This is a genomic window from Glaciihabitans sp. UYNi722 (assembly GCF_040549465.1).
Classification (GTDB): Bacteria; Actinomycetota; Actinomycetes; order Actinomycetales; family Microbacteriaceae; genus Lacisediminihabitans.
In genome coordinates this window covers 184,817-201,806 of record NZ_JBEPTL010000001.1, presented here as the reverse complement: position 1 = coordinate 201,806, position 16,990 = coordinate 184,817, and the positions used below count along the sequence as shown (strand labels likewise).

The 16,990-nt window shown below is 65.8% G+C and carries 14 protein-coding genes; all 14 read right to left on the bottom strand.

Features of this window, described 5'->3' with window-relative positions; translation table 11 throughout:
- Positions 1–7 precede the first annotated feature (7 nt).
- The 14 genes from ABIB56_RS00975 to pyrR all read right to left on the bottom strand — a co-directional run bounded on the left by ABIB56_RS00975 (position 8) and on the right by pyrR (position 16,970).
- Entirely contained in the window at positions 8–1,420 is a 1,413-nt protein-coding gene (locus ABIB56_RS00975; RefSeq protein WP_354566867.1) for a transcription antitermination factor NusB, read from the bottom strand.
- Complete coding sequence (gene fmt / locus ABIB56_RS00970; protein WP_354566866.1) at positions 1,417–2,346, bottom strand: methionyl-tRNA formyltransferase; 930 nt, start codon at positions 2,344–2,346, stop codon at positions 1,417–1,419. Before fmt ends, ABIB56_RS00975 begins: the two co-directional genes overlap by 4 nt.
- A 50-nt stretch (positions 2,347–2,396) precedes the next feature.
- Positions 2,397–4,418: a primosomal protein N' family DNA-binding protein gene (locus ABIB56_RS00965; RefSeq protein WP_354566865.1), complete on the bottom strand. Its 2,022-nt coding sequence runs from the start codon at positions 4,416–4,418 to the stop codon at positions 2,397–2,399.
- Between the two features lie 2 nt (positions 4,419–4,420).
- The gene (gene metK, locus ABIB56_RS00960) at positions 4,421–5,629 is read right to left on the bottom strand and encodes a methionine adenosyltransferase (RefSeq protein ID WP_354566863.1); all 1,209 of its coding nucleotides are present in this window, start codon (positions 5,627–5,629) and stop codon (positions 4,421–4,423) included.
- A gap of 115 nt (positions 5,630–5,744) precedes the next feature.
- Positions 5,745–6,929, bottom strand: coding sequence for a bifunctional phosphopantothenoylcysteine decarboxylase/phosphopantothenate--cysteine ligase CoaBC (coaBC, locus tag ABIB56_RS00955; RefSeq protein ID WP_502917525.1), 1,185 nt, complete (start codon positions 6,927–6,929; stop codon positions 5,745–5,747).
- Between the two features lie 53 nt (positions 6,930–6,982).
- On the bottom strand, positions 6,983–7,249 hold the full coding sequence (gene rpoZ, locus ABIB56_RS00950) for a DNA-directed RNA polymerase subunit omega (RefSeq protein ID WP_147782328.1): 267 nt from the start codon (positions 7,247–7,249) through the stop codon (positions 6,983–6,985).
- Between the two features lie 37 nt (positions 7,250–7,286).
- The gene (gene gmk, locus ABIB56_RS00945; protein WP_354566860.1) at positions 7,287–8,219 is read right to left on the bottom strand and encodes a guanylate kinase; all 933 of its coding nucleotides are present in this window, start codon (positions 8,217–8,219) and stop codon (positions 7,287–7,289) included.
- Positions 8,207–9,100, bottom strand: a complete 894-nt coding sequence (gene pyrF / locus ABIB56_RS00940; protein WP_354566859.1) for an orotidine-5'-phosphate decarboxylase — start codon at positions 9,098–9,100, stop codon at positions 8,207–8,209. Before pyrF ends, gmk begins: the two co-directional genes overlap by 13 nt.
- Positions 9,093–12,401: a carbamoyl-phosphate synthase large subunit gene (carB, locus tag ABIB56_RS00935; protein WP_354566858.1), complete on the bottom strand. Its 3,309-nt coding sequence runs from the start codon at positions 12,399–12,401 to the stop codon at positions 9,093–9,095. The genes pyrF and carB overlap by 8 nt, the downstream gene beginning before the upstream one ends.
- Positions 12,401–13,588 (bottom strand): glutamine-hydrolyzing carbamoyl-phosphate synthase small subunit, encoded by a 1,188-nt coding sequence (carA, locus tag ABIB56_RS00930; protein ID WP_354566857.1) that lies wholly within the window; start codon positions 13,586–13,588, stop codon positions 12,401–12,403. Before carA ends, carB begins: the two co-directional genes overlap by 1 nt.
- Entirely contained in the window at positions 13,585–14,100 is a 516-nt protein-coding gene (locus ABIB56_RS00925; protein WP_354566856.1) for a PH-like domain-containing protein, read from the bottom strand. The genes carA and ABIB56_RS00925 overlap by 4 nt, the downstream gene beginning before the upstream one ends.
- Positions 14,093–15,424: a dihydroorotase gene (locus ABIB56_RS00920; protein ID WP_354566854.1), complete on the bottom strand. Its 1,332-nt coding sequence runs from the start codon at positions 15,422–15,424 to the stop codon at positions 14,093–14,095. The genes ABIB56_RS00925 and ABIB56_RS00920 overlap by 8 nt, the downstream gene beginning before the upstream one ends.
- The gene (locus ABIB56_RS00915) at positions 15,421–16,404 is read right to left on the bottom strand and encodes an aspartate carbamoyltransferase catalytic subunit (protein ID WP_354566853.1); all 984 of its coding nucleotides are present in this window, start codon (positions 16,402–16,404) and stop codon (positions 15,421–15,423) included. Before ABIB56_RS00915 ends, ABIB56_RS00920 begins: the two co-directional genes overlap by 4 nt.
- Positions 16,401–16,970 carry a bifunctional pyr operon transcriptional regulator/uracil phosphoribosyltransferase PyrR gene (gene pyrR / locus ABIB56_RS00910; protein WP_354566852.1) on the bottom strand — a complete coding sequence of 190 codons (570 nt, stop codon included), beginning with the start codon at positions 16,968–16,970 and terminating at the stop codon, positions 16,401–16,403. The genes ABIB56_RS00915 and pyrR overlap by 4 nt, the downstream gene beginning before the upstream one ends.
- Between the last annotated feature and the right edge of the window lie 20 nt (positions 16,971–16,990).

Sequence of the window (16,990 nt, the reverse complement as noted above, 5' to 3'; positions counted from 1 at the left end):
GTTCAGCCTAGAGGGAGCGAGTCAGCAGGCAGATGAACATGGCGTCCGTGCCGTGCCGCTGCGGCCAGAGTTGCACGTGGCCGTCATCGGAACTCTCCCCCAGGTCGAGCGCGCGCTTGGTGACCTCCGCGAGCACGGCGGGCGTGTCCATCCGGCTGACACCGTCGGTGTTCCTGAGCACGGTTTCCACGATCGCCTTGGTCTCCGCGAGGTGAGGCGAGCAGGTCACGTAGGCGAGAATCCCACCGGGTTTCAGCGCCTTGAGCCCCGACTCGAGCAGTGCAGTCTGCACGCCGGCCAGCTCTGCAACATCGCGTGGCTGTTTGCGCCAGCGTGCCTCTGGTCGTCGGCGCAGCGCGCCGAGTCCTGTGCATGGCGCGTCGATGAGGATGCGATCGAACTGGCCAGGCAGTTGGTCGCCGATGAGCCTGCCATCCTGCACCAGCACCTGTGGTGGATCGTCGAACACCGAGAGAGCTCTGCGAACGAGTTCTGCCCGCGCCGGTGTGATCTCGTTGGCTACCAGCGTCGCACCGCCCTCTCGAGCCTCTGCGGCGAGAAGTGCGGCCTTGCCTCCCGGTCCGGCGCAGAGGTCAAGCCACCGTTCCCCTGCCACGACGGGCCGCGCCCGGCTGAGTGCCAGCGCCGCGAGTTGGGATCCTTCGTCCTGCACGCGAGCACGCCCCTCGTGGACCGCGGGCCAGAGTGCGGGGTCGCCACCATCGCTTACCGCGGCGACCGGTGAATACTTCGCCTTCTGGGTGCCACGGATCTCCGAGATCGTGGCGAGGCCCGGTAGCGCTACCAGGCTGACCCGCGGCGCGAAATTGTCGGCGATGAGCAGGTCTTCCAGCTCGTCAGCGCGACCCTCGGCAGCCAGCGCCTGGCGAAACGCCCGCACGATCCAGAGTGGATGCGAGTGCTCGAGTGACAGGCGTTCGTCGTCATTGCGGGGTGTGCTCATGACCCGTTCGTGCCACTCTGCGGGTTCGCTGCGCGTGATGGTCCTGAGCACGCCGTTCACGAATCCGGTTGCCGAGCGGGAGCCGACCTCCCTGGCGAGCGAGACCGCCTCGTCGACGGCGGCGTGCTGGGCAACCCGCATCGAGAGTAACTGGTGGGTTCCGAGCCTCAGAACATCCAGGATGGGCGAGTCGATCTCATCCGTCGGTCGCTTGGCCGCCAGCTCGATCACGGCGTCGTAGTAGCCCTGCTGCCGGAGCGTTCCGTAGGTCAGCTCGGTCGCGAGGGCCGCATCCTGCGGGTTGAGACGAGCACGCTCGAGCTTCACCGGCAGCAGCAGGTTGGCGTAGGCATCCGATTCCCGCACCGCCATGATGACTTCGAGGGCCACACGGCGAGCCGGCTGCACGCGCGCGGTCGGCGCCGCACGACGCGGTTCGGCCCTGCGGTCGCTCATCTGGCCACCGCCGCAGGTTCGGCACCGCGTCCGCGCCACCAGTCGGCCGCTGTCATCGGCTTCTTCCCTGCTGGATGCACAGTGATCAGGTGCAGCGGTTCACTCGCTGTTCCGACCAGCACGCGCCCACTACCCAGCATGAGATGACCAGGTTGCACTGCGGCTTCGTCCTTGGCGATGGCCGCCTCGAGGATCTTGATTCGCACATCGTCGACAGTGGTGAAGGCGCCGGGTTCCGGGGTCACGCCGCGAATACGATTGAAGACGGATGCTGCGGGCTCCGTCCAGTCGATGTGGCCGTCTTCGAGCTCCAGTTTCGGCGCGAGCGTCACATCCCCGCGCTGCTCTTCGGCCCGTGCGGTACCGTCGGCGATCGCGTCGACCACGCGCACCAGGAGTTCCGCACCCGAGACCGCCAGTGAATCGAGCAGGTGGCCGGCAGTCTCCTGTGCGCCGACGGTCTGGCTGACATGCCCGAACACGTCACCGGCATCGAGTTCCGGCACCAGCTGGAACACCGAGGCGCCGGTGATCTCATCGCCCGCAATGAGCGCCCGCTGCACGGGAGCGGCACCGCGCCAGCGTGGGAGCAGCGAGAAGTGCAGGTTGATCCATCCCAGTCGGGGCGTGCTCAGGAGCGGTTCGCGCACCAGACCGCCGTAGGCGACGATGACTCCGAGATCGGGAGCCAACCGCTGTACCTTTTCGGTGGCGGCCCCCGCCAGCCGGTTCGCTGTGATGATCGGTAGCACCAGCTCATCGGCTGCTCGGGCCACCGCCGTCGCGGTCAGCTCGCGCTTACGGCCCTGTGGCGAGTCCTCGCGGGTGATCACCGCGGCAATATCATGACGGCTCGCCGTGAGCGCCTGGAGACTCGGGACGGCAGCGGCCGGGCTCCCGGCAAAAACGATGACGAGGTCAGACATGGCGTCGCGCGTCGGATGGTGTGCTGCTCGTCATTCCGGCCTTTCGAAAGTCACGCCCGTGATGATGAGGCGGCGTCCTGTTCGGTGTTGTCGAACGACAGGGCGTCGTCGAAGCGTACTTTCAGTGTAGGCAGTGCGGCGCTCCTCGCGGCTCCGCCCGCACGTTTGCGCCTGCTGGTCGCGGCGCGAATCACCTCGGCCCGAAGAGTGGATGCCACGACAGCTCCCTCCCCGTAATCGAATCGCACGATCGCCCGCACGCCGCCCACCGAAAGCTCCACCGGGCCGAGTACGTCCACCCGATCGATCCCCGCGATCGAGACCACTGCCCGCTCCACCGCGTCGACGGAACCGCTGACCGTTGCCACCCGCACGGCCGGCGGAAAGCGCAGCCGTCGGCGATCCTCGAGCTCGGAGTGCGCGTAGTCGGCGCGCCGCCAGGTGGCCATGGCCGAGGCGAGCGCTCCACCGACTCCGACGAGCACGCTCGTCGCTCCCGGAGCGGCGAGCGCGACCGCGTTGGACCACCAGCGTAGGCAGTCCTCGCCGACACGCAGGCTTTCCCTGGTGACCATCCGCTCACCGTCGAGCAGCAACACCGCACGATATCCTCCCGCCGCAACCGGCTCGGCACCCCGAGTCGCGATCACCAGGGCGGGTTCTGCCCCGACGGTGAGGATCGGCCGCTCACCATCGGCGATGATGACGCGCACGCCGGGGAATGCACGTCCGAGGTCTTCGGCGGTGCGACCCGCGCTATGCCCGACGAGCCGGAGTTTGGTTCCTTCGCAGTTGGAGCACGACCAGTCCGTCGCCAGAGCACCGCACCATCCGCAGGCCGGGGTGGATCGTGACGACCTGAGGCCGAGCGGACCCTCGCAGCGCTGGCAGCGTGCCGACTGGCCGCAGCTCGCGCAGGCCAGCCGCGGCGCATAACCCGGCCGTGCGACCTGCACCAATACGGGTCCATGTTCGAGGGCTGCGCGTGCCTCGCGCCACGCCGAGGACGGTATCCGCGCCTGGGCAGCCAACCGATCCTGGGATGCCTGCTGGGCTGTGGGAATCACCTTCGGTGAGTATGCCTTCGATGGCGACAGCACCGACAGCCAGCCGATCTCGACGAGCCGCTCCACCTCGGTGCTGCGCGAGTGTCCGAAGAACAGAAGCGCGCAGACCTGGGCCTCCTGGCGCACCAGCGCAACATCGCGGGTGTGCACGTAGGGACTCAGCGGCTCGACGTGCAGCGGATCGCCGTCGTCCCAGATAGCGATGAGTGCGAGACGCTTCGCCGGCGCATAGACCACCGAGCGGTTGCCGACGATCACGAGCGGCACGTCGCGCAGGCAAGCAAGCAGAGCGCGATAACGATCGGGATTCGACTGTTTTGCGTCGAGATGCACGATGCGCTCAGCCGGGAGCACGGCCTCGAGGGCGGAAACGAGTTGCTCCTGGTCGCGGTAGTCGGGCACTGCCAGGATCGCGGAACCGCCCCTGGCCAGCGCATGTGTTGCCGCGGCAGCCATTTCGGTGGCCCAGTGGCCCACCCAACGACCGCCGGGAACCTCGGAGACGAGCGGAACGGAGTCGACGACGAGCCGTGCCGCCGATGCGATCGCGGTCTCGAATTTCGACGAGTCGAACCCCGGTACGTCGACCGTGTGCACCGAGGTCGGCTCGCCGGGGGGTTCCTCAGCCAACCACGCCTTCTCGACCCGCACCTGCCGCTTCGGTACTGCGAGTCGCACGATGTCACTCGCGCTCCCGGCCGCACGATCGGCCATTCGGCGCGCCAGTGTCCACACTTCCGGAGTGAGCACCTGCACCGGAGACACCACGGATTCGAGATCACTGAGTGTGCCGGTGAAATCCCCGGAGTCCGCGACCTCGATGAGAAACCCGTCAGCCACGCGGCCGGCGGAGCGCAACGGAACGCGAACACGTACGCCGGGTACGGCGTCCTCGACGAGAGAGGGAGGTATCCGGTAATCGAAGAGCCTGTCGAGCTGCGGCAGGGACGAGTCGATGAGAACCCTGGCCACAGTCCCGGACGGAACCGCTTCCGGGGCTGGCATGCTTACAGCCCGGCGACGCTGCGCAGTGCGTCCACGCGGTCGAGACGCTCCCAGCTGAACTCGGGGAGTTCACGACCGAAGTGACCGTACGTCGAGGTCGCCGCATAGATCGGGCGCAGGAGGTCGAGGTCGCGGATGATCGCGGCAGGACGAAGGTCGAACACCTGCTGGATCGCATCGATGATCGAGGCCTCGTCGACATGCGCGGTGCCGAAGGACTCGACGTAGAGACCGACGGGAGCGGCCTTGCCGATGGCATAAGCAACCTGGACCTCGAGCCTGTCGGCAAGGCCAGCGGCCACAACGTTCTTCGCCACCCACCGCATGGCGTAGGCAGCCGAACGGTCCACCTTCGACGGGTCCTTTCCGCTGAAAGCACCACCGCCGTGGCGGCTTGCCCCACCATAGGTGTCGACGATGATCTTGCGGCCGGTGAGACCGGCGTCGCCCTGTGGGCCGCCGATCTCGAAGCGGCCGGTCGGGTTGATCAGGATGCGGGGGTCGACGCTGTCGAGGTCGACCTTCGAGAGCACCGGGCGGATCACGAGCTCCTCGATCTCCGCGCGGAGTTGCTCCGTGCTCACCTGGGGCGAGTGTTGGGTGGACAACACCACTGTCTCTACGGTGCGCGGCACGATGCCGTCGTAGCCGATGGTGACCTGGGTCTTGCCGTCAGGACGCAGGTAGTCCACATCCCCGCCCTTGCGCACCTCGGCGAGGCGCTCAGCGAGTCGGTGAGCGATCCAGATCGGCACCGGCATGTACTCCGGGGTCTCTGTCGTCGCGTAACCGAACATGATGCCCTGGTCGCCAGCACCCTGGCGATCGAGGTCGTCGATGCTCGACTCCTCGCGGCTCTCGAAGGCATCGTTCACGCCCTGGGCAATGTCGGGTGACTGTCCGCCGATCGACACCGAGACGCCGCAGGAGCGGCCGTCGAACCAGACGTCCGAAGAGTTGTACCCGATGTTCCAGATGCGGTCACGCACGATCGACGGGATGTCGACGTAGCCAGACGTGGTCACCTCGCCGGCGACGTGCACGAGGCCGGTGGTGACAAGCGTTTCGACGGCGACGCGACTGTGCGGATCGACGGCGAGCAGGGCATCCAGGATGCTGTCAGAGATCTGGTCGCAGATCTTATCGGGATGGCCCTCGGTCACCGACTCTGAGGTGAACAGGCGTAGTGGTGTTTGCGAAGCTGCGCTCATGGTGTGTTCCAGTTGACGTTGAGGATGTCGTGCCGACGGTGCTGCACACGAACGATTTCTGTGCCCGGTCGTATCGCGCCCGGCTTATCGTGCACGTGTTATCGTGCACGTCTTGTTATGCGCGGGCCAGCACGTCGAGCAGTTTGTCAGCCACGGCCGACTTACTGCCTGAGGCCTCCATCACTATATCTCCGCGTCCGTCGAGCATCACGACGCTGTTGCCATCCGTGGCAAAACCTTCGTTCCAACCGACCCTGTTGACGAGGAGATAGTCGCTTCCCTTTCGCTGGACTTTGGCACGGCCGAGTTCGAGCAGCGCTGCGTCGTCTGGCTCCGTCTCCGCTGCGAAACCGACGATAATCTGGCCCGGACGACGGGACCGTGCAAGGCCCGTGAGGATGTCGGGGTTCTTCACCAGCTCGAGACTCAGCCTGTCGCCCTGGGTCTCCTTCTTGATCTTCGATTCCGCTATCGACTCCGGCCGATAATCGGCCACTGCGGCGGCCATGATCACGATGTCGGCGTTCTGCGAGGCGGCGTCGACGGCATCCGCCAATTCGAGTGTGGTGACGACGTGCTGAACGTGCACTGAGGCCGGCGCCGCCACCTCGAGGTTCGCGCCGACGAGGGTGACATCCGCTCCCCGCGCCGCCGCGGCCAGCGCGATGGCGATGCCCTGTTTGCCGCTTGATCGGTTGCCGATGTAACGCACGGGATCGAGTGCCTCACGGGTGCCGCCCGCAGTGACGACAATTCGGCGCCCCTCGAAATCCTGGGGGCGACGCACCGCCAGCGCGGCGGAGACGATCTCGTCGGGCTCGACCATGCGCCCGGGGCCGGAGTCGGTGCCGGTCAGCTGCCCGACGCCCGGGCCGACTACGGTCACTCCTCGCGAACGGAGAGTCATGATGTTCGCGACGGTCGCCGGGTTCTGCCACATCTCGGTGTGCATCGCGGGGGCGATCACCACCGGGGCCTTGCTCGCGAGCACGGTATTGCCAAGCAGGTCGTCAGCGAGCCCGGCCGCTAGTTTCGCGATCGTATTGGCGGTCGCCGGTGCGATGACGATGAGGTCAGCTGCCTGACCGATCGCCACGTGACGCACCTGGGCAACGCCCTCGTAGAGGTCCGTATCGACGGTGTTGCGACTGATGGCCTCGAGTGTCGGCTTGCCGACGAAGCGCAGCGCAGCATCCGTCGCTACGACGTGGACATCGTGCCCGGCCAGAATGAGCGCACGAATAACGCCGACGGCCTTATAGGCCGCGATGCCGCCGGTGATGCCGACAACGATATTCAGTTGATTGGTACCGGGTTGGCTGCCACCGAGTCGAGCGCTCATGCCCGTAAGAACTACTCGGCGGGTTCGGCCAGCGCCTTCACGACGAGCTTGTCTTCGTTGATCTCGTGCATCGCGACGGAGAGCGGCTTGTCATCGATGGTCGAGTCGACGAGTGGTCCGACGTTGTCGAACAGGCTGCCCTCGTGGAGGTCGGCGTAGTAGTCGTTGATCTGGCGGGCACGCTTCGACGCGAAGATCACGAGAGCGTACTTCGAGTCGACCTTCGACAGCAGCTCGTCGATGGGCGGATCGATGATGCCCTTGGCGCGTTCAACCATGCGTGATACTCCTTGACGTTCGTGAATCCGGCGAATGTTAAAGTCTTGACGACCGAGACGAGCTCGGGGTGTGTGGGATTGCCATCAATTCTACAACCTCGCGGGCCGCCTGGCCGACTTCGCGGTTGACGACGCGATGATCGAACTCGTCCTGGGCCGCAAGTTCCACCTTCGCGGTCTCCAGCCTGCGCTGCTGTTCGATCGAATCCTCGGTCCCTCGACCGATGAGTCGGCGCACCAGTTCCTCCCAGGTCGGGGGTAGCAGGAAAACGAGCACAGCCTCTGGCATAGCAGCCCGAACCGATCGCGCGCCCTGAAGATCGATCTCGAGAAGCACACTCTTGCCCTCGGCAAGGGCGACATCGATCGGGGCACGCGCAGTGCCATAGCGGAAGGCGTTGTGCACAGTGGCGGTCTCGAGCATCTGTCCGGTCTCGATCAGTCTGTCGAACTCGTCGTCGCTCACAAAGAAGTAGTTGACCCCGTCGACTTCGCCAGGCCGCGGCGCACGGGTCGTCGCCGATACCGACAGGTGTACGTCTGGATAGTTCTCGCGGATGAAGGTCGATACCGTGCCTTTGCCGACAGCGGTGGGCCCGGCGAGCACCACGAGCCGCGAGGGCGACGCCGGGTGGCCGCGATTCTCGCGCTGTTCGAACCACTCGAGCAACCTGCGGCGCTGACGCACACCGAGACCGCCGACCCGTTTCGACTCCGCAATGCCCAGCTGCTCCATGGCTTTGGCGACGCGCGTCGGTCCGAGGCTGGGGATGCTGGTCAGCAGTTCTCGCACTCTGAGGGTCGCTTCGGCCGCGGCTGTGGGGTCGTCCCAGGCCGTCGTGGCTACTTCGAGCGCGGTGCGCGAGCGGTCATGGATCGACTGTTTCACGGCGGCGCGTGCTCGCCTGGCCGCGACCGCTGCGCGTGCGGCAGCCGCGCGATCGACATCGGGAGGAGCTATGCGCGGCATTCCCACACCTCTCGAGCCTGGGTGCGAACGGCGTCGGCAATGCCGTGCGGGCCGGCCTGCAGGATGCTGCGCGACGCGCTGACGACAACCAATGGAGCAGCCGGGCCGTAGAGGGCGTCGAGTTCGGAATACTGGGCGCCCTGGTGGCCGAAGCCTGGCCCGAGTACCGGAATTGATGGCGAATCGGTCAGCGAAGCCAGGTCGATGCCGTGCTCGTCAAAATCGACGGTCGCTCCGAGCACCAGCCCGATCGAGCCGTTCGCCCCCGCCGACAATTCCGCATTCCACACCGCCACGTCCTCGACGATACTCGAGGCGACGCTTCCTCCGCGGCTCACTTTCGCGGTCTGGATGTCGCGAGCTTCCGGATTCGACGTCGCCGCGAGGACGAACAAACCCTTGCCGTTCGCGTAAGCCAGGCGAATCGGTGCTTCGATGGACCCGACGCCCTGGAAGGCGCTGATTGTCATCGCGTCGACCTCCAGTGGGCTCCCCGGCGTCAGCCAGGCCTGCCCGTACGCCTCCACGCTGGTACCGACATCGCCACGCTTGACATCCGCGATCACCAGAAGGCCTGACTGGCGAGCGAGGTCGAGCACCTCCTCGAGCGCCGCATAGCCGCCCGAGCCATGTCGTTCGAAGAATGCGACCTGGGGTTTGATGATGCCGACCTGACCGGCCGCTGCATCCACCACCATCGCTCCAAACTGCAGGAGTCCGGACGGGCTGTCGGGAAGGCCCCATGATTCGAGCAGGTAGGGATGTGGATCGACGCCGACGCACAGCTGCCCGAGTGTGTCGAAGACGGTGCGCAGGCGATCGCCGAACCCCTCGACAGGCCCCCCTTCGACAGGCTCAGTGACCGCAGCAGCCTCAACCAACCAGTGCCCCCAGCCGCTCGGCACGCTCGATCGCGTAATCCTGAAGCGACTTCACCTCGAAGCCGTCCCTGATCGCTTCCACCGATGCCACAGCGGCTCCCAGCTGCGCGATCGTCGTGAAGAGCGGAAGATCCGCAGCGACAGCGGCCGCGCGGATTTCGTAGCCATCGACGCGGGCGCTGCGGCCGCTGGGGGTGTTGATCACGACATCCACCTCGCCGCGATTGATCAGGTCGACGATCGACGGCTCGTCTTCGACCGAGACCTCACCCTGGTCGTACTTGCGCACCACCCTGGCGGTGATGCCGTTGCGCGAGAGTATTTCCGCAGTTCCGATGGTGGCGAGAATCTCGAAGCCGAGCTGCTGCAGGCGCAGTACCGGAAGGATGATCGCGCGCTTGTCGCGATCGGCAACCGACACGAAGACACTGCCCTTCGTCGGCAGACCACCGTAGGCGGCCTCCTGACTCTTGGCAAAAGCCTTCGGGAAGTTGGAGTCGATGCCCATGACCTCGCCGGTCGAGCGCATCTCCGGCCCGAGCACCGAGTCGACGATGTGGCCGTCCTTGGTGCGGAACCGCTTGAAGGGCAACACGGCCTCCTTCACAGCGACCGGCGAATCCATCGGTACGCGGGAGCCGTCGGCAGCCGGCAGCATTCCACTCTCGACGAGCGATCGGATGCTCTGGCCCACCATGATCAGCGAGGCTGCTTTGGCGATCGGAAGCCCGAGCGCCTTCGCGACGAAGGGAACGGTGCGGGAGGCCCGAGGATTGGCCTCCAGCACGTAGAGCACGCCGGCTCCGATCGCGAATTGGACATTGATCAGCCCGCGCACCCCGATGCCCCTGGCGATGGCACGCGTGGCCTCGACGACCTGCGCGATCTGCTCGCGACCGAGGGTGACCGGTGGAAGGGTGCAACTCGAGTCGCCGGAGTGGATGCCTGCCTCCTCGATGTGCTCCATCACGCCACCGACATAGAGCTCCGTTCCGTCGTACAGGGCATCGATGTCGATCTCGATGGCGTCGTCGAGGAAGCGGTCGACCAGCAACGGATGGCCCTCGCCGATGATGCCCTGGCCGTCCATGCGGTGGAAGTAGTCCGCCAGTGACGGGCTGTCGTAGACGATCTCCATGCCGCGCCCGCCGAGCACGTAGGAGGGACGTACCAGCACCGGGTAGCCGATCTCCTCGGCGACGCTGACGGCGCCCCGGTAGTCGATCGCGGTGCCGTTGCGAGGGGCCACGAGGCCCGCGGCATCCAGGATGCCCTGGAACAGCCCGCGTTCCTCAGCCAGGTCGATCGCCTCAGGCGTCGTGCCCAGAATCGTCACGCCCGCAGCCTTGAGCCCCTTGGCCAACCCCAGCGCTGTCTGGCCGCCGAGCTGCACGACCACGCCGACCAGCTCGCCACTGCGGCTCTCGGCATTGATCACCTCGAGAACGTCTTCGAGGGTGAGTGGCTCGAAGTAGAGGCGATCCGAGGTGTCGTAGTCGGTAGAGACCGTCTCGGGATTGCAGTTGATCATGATCGTTTCGTAGCCGGCATCCGACAGCGCGAAGGACGCGTGCACGCACGAGTAGTCGAACTCGACGCCCTGCCCGATGCGGTTCGGACCTGAGCCCAAGATGACGACCTTGCGCCGATCGCTCGGGGTGACTTCCGTCTCCTGGTCGTAGCTGGAGTAGTGATAGGGAGTGAGGGCGGGGAACTCCCCCGCGCAGGTGTCGACAGTCTTGAACACCGGCCGCACCCCGAAGTTGTAGCGAATGGCGCGAACCTCGTCTTCGGTGATCCCCCGCAGCGCACCGATCTGGATGTCGCTGAAACCGTGGTCCTTCGCGAGACGGAGCAGCGAGGCATCCAGCGCTCGGAAGGAGCCGATCTCGTCGGCGACCTCGTTGATCAACACGATCTGGTCGATGAACCACGGGTCGATCTTGGTGGACTCGAAGACCTCGTCGATGGTGGCGCCCGCGCGCAGCGCCTGTTGCGCGGTGACGATACGGCCGTCGGTGGGCACCGCGGCGATGGCCAGCAATGCGTCCTTGTCGCCGGGCTCGCCGTCCCAGTGGAAGCTCGACCCCCGCTTCTCGAGCGACCGCAGCGCCTTTTGCAGCGCCGTCGAGTAGTTGCGTCCAATCGCCATCGCCTCGCCCACCGACTTCATGGTGGTGGTGAGTGTCGGATCGGCAGCAGGGAACTTCTCGAAGGCGAAACGCGGCACCTTGACGACCACGTAGTCGAGGGTCGGCTCGAAGCTCGCCGGCGTGACCTTCGTGATGTCGTTCGGGATCTCGTCGAGGCGATAGCCGATCGCGAGTTTTGCCGCGATCTTCGCGATCGGGAACCCGGTGGCCTTCGACGCGAGGGCGCTCGACCGCGATACCCGGGGGTTCATCTCGATCACGATCACCCGACCGTCTGCCGGGTCGATCGCGAACTGGATATTGCAGCCGCCGGTATCGACGCCCACCGCGCGGATAATGTCGATACCGATGTCGCGCAGATTCTGGTACTCGCGGTCGGTGAGGGTCAGCGCCGGAGCGACAGTGATCGAGTCGCCGGTGTGCACGCCGACGGGGTCCACGTTCTCGATGGAGCAGACGACCACCGTGTTGTCGGCCGTGTCGCGCATCAGTTCGAGTTCGTACTCCTTCCATCCGAGGATCGACTCCTCGAGGAGCACCTCGCTGGTCGGGCTCTGGTGCAGGCCGTCGGTGACCATGCGGATGAGTTCGTCAGGCGTGTAGGCGAATCCTGAACCGAGCCCGCCCATGGTGAAGGACGGGCGGATGACCAGCGGGTAGCCCAGATCCTCGGCGAAGTCGATGGCTTCGCCGACAGTGTGGGCGATGTGACTGCGGGCGACATCCGCGCCCACATCCAGCACGAGCTGCTTGAAGATCTGGCGATCCTCGCCCTTGTTGATCGCCTCGAAGTTGGCACCGATCAGCTCGACGTCGTACTTCTCCAGGATGCCGTGGTGATGAAGGTCGATCGCCGCGTTGAGTGCGGTCTGGCCGCCGAGGGTCGGCAGGATCGCATCCGGCTTCTCTTTGGCGATGATGGTCTCGATGACCTCCCAGGTGATCGGCTCGACGTAGGTGGCGTCGGCGAAATCGGGGTCGGTCATAATCGTCGCCGGGTTGGAGTTGATCAGGATGACGCGCACCCCCTCCTCACGGAGCACGCGGCAGGCCTGAGTGCCGGAGTAGTCGAACTCGCAGGCCTGGCCGATGACGATCGGGCCTGAACCGATCACCAGGACGGACGTGATGTCTTCGCGCTTGGGCATTACTTGCTTTCCTGGTCGGGAGTCGTGGCGTCGCTGTGCCTGCCGATGCGCTGCGAGGAGCGCCCGGCGATCACCATGTCGCGGAACCTGTCGAAGAGATAGTTGGCGTCGTGCGGACCCGCCGCTGCCTCAGGGTGGTACTGCACCGAGAATGCGGGAATGTCGAGGGCGTTGAGGCCTTCGACGACATCGTCGTTGAGGTTGACGTGGCTCACCTCGACGCGACCGAATCCGGCCGGAGAATCGAAGACGCCCTCGCGCGGCGCGTCAACGGCGAAGCCGTGGTTGTGGGCGGTGATCTCGACCTTTCCGGTGCTCCTGTCGACGACGGGCTGGTTGATACCGCGATGGCCGAATGGCAGCTTGTAAGTGCCGAGGCCGAGCGCGCGTCCGAGGAGCTGGTTGCCGAAGCAGATGCCGAAGAACGGCAGCCCCTCGCGGAGTACCGCCTGCAACAGTTCGACGTGATCGTCGGACGCCGCGGGGTCGCCTGGGCCGTTCGAGTAGAAGACCGCATCCGGCTTGATCGCCAACAGATCGTCGGTGGTCACATTCTGTGGCAGTACATGAACGTCCAGCCCGCGGGCAGCCAGGTAGCGGAGCGTCGAATCCTTGACCCCGAGGTCGAGCACGGCGACGGATCCGATCCGCTCCGACGTGGCGGGGATGGTGACCTGCTCGGAGACGGAGACCTCCGCGGAGAGGTTGAGGCCAGACATCCGGGCCCCCGCACGCACGATCTCGAGCTGCTCACTCTCGCCGAGGGCGGCATCCGGTCCGGAGAAGATGCCGGAGCGCATGGCGCCGGCATCCCTGAGGCGCCTGGTGACGGCGCGGGTGTCGATCCCGCTGATACCGACGACGCCCTCGGCGACCAGCTGGTCGTCGAGACTGCCCGTGGCGCGGTAATTGGACACGACCCGTGACGGATCGCGGACGACGAAGCCGGCGACCCAGATACGACGGGACTCCGGATCTTCGTCGTTCACGCCGGTGTTGCCGATGTGCGGCGCCGTCATGAGAACGATCTGGCCGGCATAGGACGGGTCGGTGATGGTCTCCTGGTATCCGGTCATGCCGGTGGCGAAGACCGCCTCGCCCAGGCTCCTGCCTCTTGCGCCATAAGCGTGGCCGTCATAGCGGCTGCCATCTTCGAGCACGAAGACGGCTGGTTCGAAGCGGGTCACTGTGTCTCACTTCCCTGGGTTGTCGATGGATCGAGCAGGCTTTCGACCGCGTCGATGAGAGGTCTGGGGTCAGCGGGGTCCGCGACCCTGAGGTAGCTGTCGACATCCTTGTCGCCGAGCGTCCACGCGATGAGCACGAGACCGCCCCTCTCGACGACGCGGTCGATGGTCCAGGTGGCCCGTTCCACGCCGCGGATGTCGCCGGCGGGAATCCAGGCGTCCGGTTCGTCGGCGATCGAGAGTACGAGTCCGTGATCGAGCACTGCGACTGTCGCCTTGGATCGGAATCCAAGGCCGCCGACAGCGATGCGGTTGAGCGGATCCCCGGCGACGGTCGTAGCGACGTAGAACACGTCGGCGGCGAACAGCTCGCTTCCGGCATCCGCGGGAACCACCGAGGGCCTCGGCAGCGTGGACTGTCGCCGCCGCCTCGCGCGCCATCCGAAGTACATGCCCACAAAGGCCAGCAGGATGACGACGATGACGATCGCGGTCGAGGTTGTTCTATCCATGGTTGGCTGCTCCCGCGTGGCGTGCGATCGTCTCGACGTCGATCAGTTCACCGTCGAGCACTGTGGCGTAACCGCCGTGAATGGTTGCGACGACCTGTCCGGGGAGGGTCGTCGACAGGTAGGGAGAGTTCACACCCTTACCTCGCAGCTGGCCGGTGTCGAAGACGCGGCTGGCATCCGGGTTGTAGAGAGTGAACTCCGCCGGTGCGCCGACCGCGATGCCGCGGTCGTAGCCCGCCAGTTGGCCGATCCGGGCAGGAACCCGTGAGAACACCCGCGCCACATCGGCCCAGTCGAGCATGCCGGTGTCGACAACCGATGCCTGCACGACGGAGAGCGCGGATTCGAGACCAACCATGCCGAAGGCGGCAGCCTCCCATTCGCACTCCTTCGCCTCGACAGGATGCGGTGCATGGTCTGTGGCGACGATGTCGATCGTGCCGTCGGCGAGCCCTGCCCGCACGGCCTGCACATCTTCGTCTCGACGTAGCGGCGGATTGACCTTGTAGCGCGAGTCATAGCCTCCGACAAGCTGCTCGGTGAGCAGCAGATGGTGCGGTGTGACCTCGGCAGTGACGTCGATGCCCCTGGCCTTCGCCCAGCGAACCACTTCGACGGAGCCTGCGGTGGAGAGGTGGCAGACGTGAAGCCGAGCGCCGACGTGCTGGGCGAGCAGCACGTCGCGGGCGATAATGGCTTCCTCGGCGACCGCCGGCCAACCGGCAAGCCCGAGCTGCCCCGAGAGCGTGCCCTCGTTCATCTGTGCGCCCTCGGTGAGGCGCGGCTCCTGCGAGTGCTGGGCGATCACACCGCCGAAAGTCGCCACGTACTCGAGTGCGCGACGCATCAGCAAGGCATCTGACACGCATTTTCCGTCGTCGGAGAAGACCCGCACCTTGGCACGACTGTTCGCCATGGCACCGATCTCGGCGAGCTGTGCGCCCTCAAGCCCCACCGTGACCGCACCGATCGGACGCACGGTGACATAACCCGCCGCGTCGCCGAGCGACTTGACCTGCTCGACGACACCGGCCGTGTCGGAAACCGGCGAGGTGTTCGCCATCGCGTGAACCGCCGTGAAGCCGCCAATCGCCGCCGCCCGAGAACCGGTCAGCACCGTCTCGCTCTGCTCGAAACCGGGCTCGCGCAGGTGAGTGTGGAGGTCGATGAGACCGGGAAGGGCGAGGAGTCCAGCGGCATCGATCACCCTCTCGGCGGATGCTGTGACAGCGCCGAGCTCCGCGATCACGCCGTCCTTCACCAGGATGTCGACCGATGTGCCATCGGCGAGCCGTGCCGACCTCACGAGGATGGTTTCGGTCATGACACGGTCCTTTCATCGGTGACGACTGTTTCGCCACCCTGGTGCGTTCCGTAGAGCACCAGGTACAGCACCGCCATCCGCACCGAAACTCCGTTCGCGACCTGCTCGAGCACTGTCGACTTCGCCGAATCGGCGGCGCGAGACGAGATTTCGAGACCGCGATTCATCGGCCCGGGGTGCATGACAATGCTATCCGCGCCCAGGGTGGCGAGACGTTCGTCATCGAGGCCCCACTGCCTCGAATACTCGCGCGCGTTGGGAAAGAACGCGGCGTGCATCCGCTCGGACTGGATGCGCAGCATCATCACCACGTCGGGCCCCGCCGCGAGAGCGGCATCCAGGTCGTAGCTCACGGCGACCGGCCATTCTCCGATCCCGATGGGCAACAGGGTGGCCGGTGCGACCAGCGTCACCGATGCTCCGAGCGTGGCTAGCAGCCAGACGTTCGAGCGCGCGACTCTCGAGTGCAGGATGTCGCCAACGATCGTGACGGTCACTCCATCGAGTGCCCTACCGCGCGCCGCCTTGCCGTGCATCCGGCGGCGCATCGTGAATGCATCCAGCAGCGCCTGGGTTGGATGCTCGTGCGTGCCGTCCCCGGCGTTGACGACGGCCGCATCGATCCAGCCCGATTCGGCGAGAACGAGGGGCGCCCCTGAGGAGTGATGGCGAATGACCACCGCGTCGGCTCCGATCGCGGCAAGCGTCTGCGCCGTGTCTTTGAGGCTCTCACCCTTGGAGACGCTCGAGCCCTTCGCGCTGAAGTTGATGACGTCGGCGCTCAGGCGTTTGGATGCCGCCTCGAACGAGATGCGGGTGCGGGTGGAATCTTCGAAGAACAGGTTCACCACGGTTTTGCCGCGCAGGGCGGGAAGCTTCCTGACCTCACGATCCGCGACCTCCGCCATGTCTTCTGCGACATCGAGAATGGCGATGGCTTCGTCTCGGCTCAGGTCGCGTGTGCTGAGCAGGTGTCTCATGAGCTGGCCTCCCCTGGACTCTGCTCTGAACCGTTCAATTCTTCGATGGTCACGAACTCGTCGCCGTCGATCTCGGCGAGATGCACGTTGATCCGCTCGTTCTGGGCCGTTGGCAGGTTCTTGCCGACGAAATCAGGTCGGATCGGTAGTTCGCGATGTCCGCGGTCGATCAGGGTGGCGAGGCGCACAATGCTCGGGCGTCCGATCACGCCGAGTGCGTCGAGGGCCGCGCGGATGGTACGACCGGAGTAGAGCACATCGTCCACCAGCACCACAGTCTTGCCGTCGATGCCGCCAGCGGGTACCTGTGTCGGAGAGGGGGCGCGAGTGGGATTGCGACTGAGATCGTCGCGGAACATCGTCACGTCGAGGGATCCGAGGGCGACAGGGGCACCCGCGAACTGCTCGAGCAGAGTGGCCACGCGATCGGCGAGAATCACACCGCGCGTGGGAATCCCGAGAATCACGAGACCCTCTGGGCCACGGTTGGACTCCAGGATCTCATGGGAGATACGAGTCAACGCCCGGGTGATATCAGCTTGCTGAAGCACAGTATGTGCGGGCAATCTGACCTCCTTCCCCGCCT